This is a genomic window from Mesorhizobium sp. LEGMi-168a (assembly GCF_058312955.1).
Genome location: NZ_JBZEGV010000085.1, coordinates 1 through 1,730, shown reverse-complemented (window position 1 = coordinate 1,730; position 1,730 = coordinate 1). Strand labels below are relative to the sequence as shown.

Genomic DNA, 1,730 nt, shown 5'->3' with positions numbered 1-1,730 from the left:
CTGGCAGGCAAGGCTGCCGGCCGGCGGGCAGTCGACGCCGATGACCTACACGGTCGCCGACGGCCGCCAGTTCGTGGTCATCGTTGCCGGTGGCCATGGTTCAGTCGGCACGAAGCCTGGCGACTACGTGATGGCCTACACGCTGCCGAGATAGGCGGCTGATATTCAGGTGATGCCAGCCTGCGAATGGCTCGGTCCTGCGCCTCCGGCCTTCGCCGGCCGAAGCATCCATGACATCAGAGTGGCGTGGGAGTTAAGGCTACGGCCGGCGTAGGCCGGTGCTCATATGTGGACGGCCCCCTGCTTGCAAGGCTTTGGCTGGAGATGATTTGATCGGATCGCTTGCGCTCATATGTCCGGCCTTTTGCGCGCGGATATCTGAGCGCGGGCCTAGATGGGCTTCACGGAAAGCGAGTTCCAAACACGTACACGACATTGACTGCCAGTGAGCACCTCGGAGTGTCTCGCTCGTCCCGGTTCGACCGGTCACACCATCTTCTCCTCGCTTGCAAGTTCCGGCCTCAGCGTCGAGCCTGCGCTCGGCACCGAACTCTTAATGCTCTCACGGCTGCACAGGCACCGGATCGGTGGCGCCGAGGGGGCGGTAATGCTCACCGGTGACCATCAGCTTCCAGGCGATGCGGGCCAGCTTGTTGGCCAGCGCCACCGCCGCAAGCTTGGCGGGCTTGCGCGCGATCAAGGCCGTCAGCCATGGCCAGACCCGTTTGCTTGCCCGTCGCATGTGCTGGATGAGCGCGGTGGCGCCCGCCACCAGCACGCTTCGCAGCATCTCGTCGCCGGCGCGGGTAATCACCCCAAGCCTGTTTTTGCCTGCTGTCGAATGGTTCTTCGGCGTCAGTCCGAGCCAGGCGGCAAAGTCGCGACCCGACTTGAAGCCATGTGCATCCGTAACCTTGATGGCCAGCAACGTCGCTCCAACAGGGCCGACTGCCGGTATGGTGGCCAAGCGCCGGCTCACTTCATTGTGCCTATGAAGTGCAAGCAGCTTTTCATCGAGCACGGCAACCTCGGCACTGATGTGGGCGTAATCGCGCGCCAGCGTCTCGAACATGTCCCTGGCCGTTTCCGGGATCGTCGCGTCGGCGCGAATGTCGGCCAAAAGATCGCCGAGCCGGGAAAGTCCCTTGGGTGAGATCAGGCCGAACTCCGCCGCAAAGCCGCGGATCGAATTGGAGAGCTGCGTGCGCCGGTCGATGAACTGCGCTCGCAGCTTCGCCAGCATCTGCGCTGCTTGCTGATCGGCGCTCTTGACGGCAACGAAACGCATGCGGGGCCGGTTCATCGCTTCACAGGTCGCATCGGCATCGGCCGCATCCGATTTGGAGCGCTGGACATAGGGCTTCACGTGCTGCGCCGGCATTAGCAATACCTCATGACCCAACGCGCGCAACTCCCGCGCCCAGTAATGCGCCGCGCCACAGGCCTCCATGCCAACCTTCAGTGGCGGGAGCCCCGCAAAGAAGGCGAGCACCTGATTGCGCCGCAGCTTCTTGCGCAACACAGGCTGTTCGGCTTCATTCACCCCATGCAGCTGGAAAACGCTCTTTGACGTATCCATGCCAATGCGAATAAGTTTATCCACGGACGGTCTCCCTTGCTTGAGATCTTCAACGACCTCATTCTGGCACATCACGATGCCGTCGGGGGCCGTCCACCCCAACACGTACTTCAAGTACGCTCCGCTCCGGTTCTCGGAGACCGCCGTCCTC

1 protein-coding gene is annotated in these 1,730 nt (G+C 62.7%); it reads right to left on the bottom strand.

Annotated features, from left to right (window positions below; genetic code table 11):
- Window positions 1-562: 562 nt before the first annotated feature.
- Window positions 563-1,603, bottom strand: coding sequence for an IS110 family RNA-guided transposase (locus AC4FWB_RS33985; RefSeq protein ID WP_491030582.1), 1,041 nt, complete (start codon window positions 1,601-1,603; stop codon window positions 563-565).
- Window positions 1,604-1,730 lie beyond the last annotated feature (127 nt).